General features: G+C 34.0%; 1 tRNA gene. It reads left to right on the top strand.

Features of this window, described 5'->3' with window-relative positions:
• Nucleotides 1-430: 430 nt before the first annotated feature.
• Nucleotides 431-504 (top strand) — tRNA-Asp (locus BLV91_RS16750).
• Nucleotides 505-1,548: the final 1,044 nt, after the last annotated feature.

Below are 1,548 nucleotides of genomic sequence, written 5' to 3'. Positions count from 1 at the left end.
GGAAGTAAGTTCGAAATATTCAACAATAATTTCTGGCAATAATAACTTGATCAGTTCGCTGTAGGAATCTTGCATTGAGATATATTTTATAAATGCAAAAGTCGTTATTTATATATTTCCCCACAACATTTAGACTTGATCCGAGATATTTGTGTCTTGGAGTGTGTGTGTTATATTTCGAAAGTCTCTAAAATGTAAGCCGAATTCTTTATTAAAGGCGATTGACTCTATAATTTGGATTTTAAAAGTAGAGGAAGGGGTGTTGTTTTTCAATAATCATGGGGATGGACGTGGTTTTGATTGGAATTGGTGTTTTTAATATGTTTAAAATAAGGCGGTTGAATAATAATTAAAATGATTTGTTTAAAAAAGCTTTAAATTGTTGTGTGAACCAACTTCTATTGTATCTTTGCCACCGCAATAATGAGTGGGTCTGGTAGTTCAGTTGGTTAGAATACCTGCCTGTCACGCAGGGGGTCGCGGGTTCGAGTCCCGTCCAGACCGCAATATTGGGGAAAGCCTTTCTTAACGGAAAGGCTTTTTTTTGTCTCATAAAGTATCTAAATTTAGTTGTGTTGTTTGGTTAGATTTTGTAGGCGAACCAGATTTAGTAGTCATATCAATGAAAAGCTTTTCGCCTCGGCGGAAGGCTTTTTTTTGTTTTAGGTTTTGTTTCTGATTCTTTTTAAGGTCATGTTTTATTGTTTTTAAGTCTAAGATGGGATAAGGATGAGTTGTAAGTGTTGGGGTATTGAAAAAAAAGAATGGACTTAGATTTCTTGCTGTTATAAATTAAGATGAATTGCTTTTTTATGGCTTACAAATAGTATTTGATTCTGATTTCTTTGAGTGCTGCTAATGATAGCTTTTGTATGTGTAAGCTTTTGTGGTGTCCGACTTCGGTCTGGTGCTAAATCACTGTAGGTTTTTATTGGAAGTAAATAGATTTGTTGGTGTCTATAATATGATGTGTTTTTTTTGTTTCCTAATAATAGGGTGTTAATTAAGGAGGGTCTATTGTGATTGTGGCAGATGATAGGTGTAGGAGTTTGCTGGATGATTCTGCTGTTTGTTTCTATTTTTAGAATATAGAATGCGAATATTGAAATCTGGATTTTTGAGGATGATGTTTCGACTTGTTCTCTTTATAACTAGTTGCTTTGGGCTATTGCTGATTTTTTTTATTTGGGATTAGATTGGTTTTATAGGTCTTTGTTAGATTTCGTATGAGAATTTTGATTTTGAAGTATAGGTCTATAGGAGGCTATCGTTAGTAAAACTATGTTGTGAATTCTGAAGTGGTGGCTTTGATAGTGTGATTGTTTTTCTTTGCTTCGGAGATTCCTATTGCTATTTTTGGGAATCGGGACAGTAGGAAAAAAAACTTTCGGTTTCAAAAGTCGGTGTTTCAGTGTCTTAAATCCAAAGTTAAGAAAAGAAGAAAAAAAGGCTCATAAAAAGCTTGAATTAGTCAATAAAGGTGGTACTTTTGCACCCGCAACAACGAATAAGTTCTTTAATATATTGAGTAAGTGAAACACGGGAAAC

Origin of the sequence: Flavobacterium degerlachei (genome assembly GCF_900106645.1) — a bacterium.
In the GTDB taxonomy this organism is placed as follows: Bacteria; Bacteroidota; Bacteroidia; order Flavobacteriales; family Flavobacteriaceae; genus Flavobacterium; species Flavobacterium degerlachei.
The sequence above is the reverse complement of the archived record's forward strand: the minus strand, read 5'-3'. Positions and strand labels throughout refer to the sequence as shown.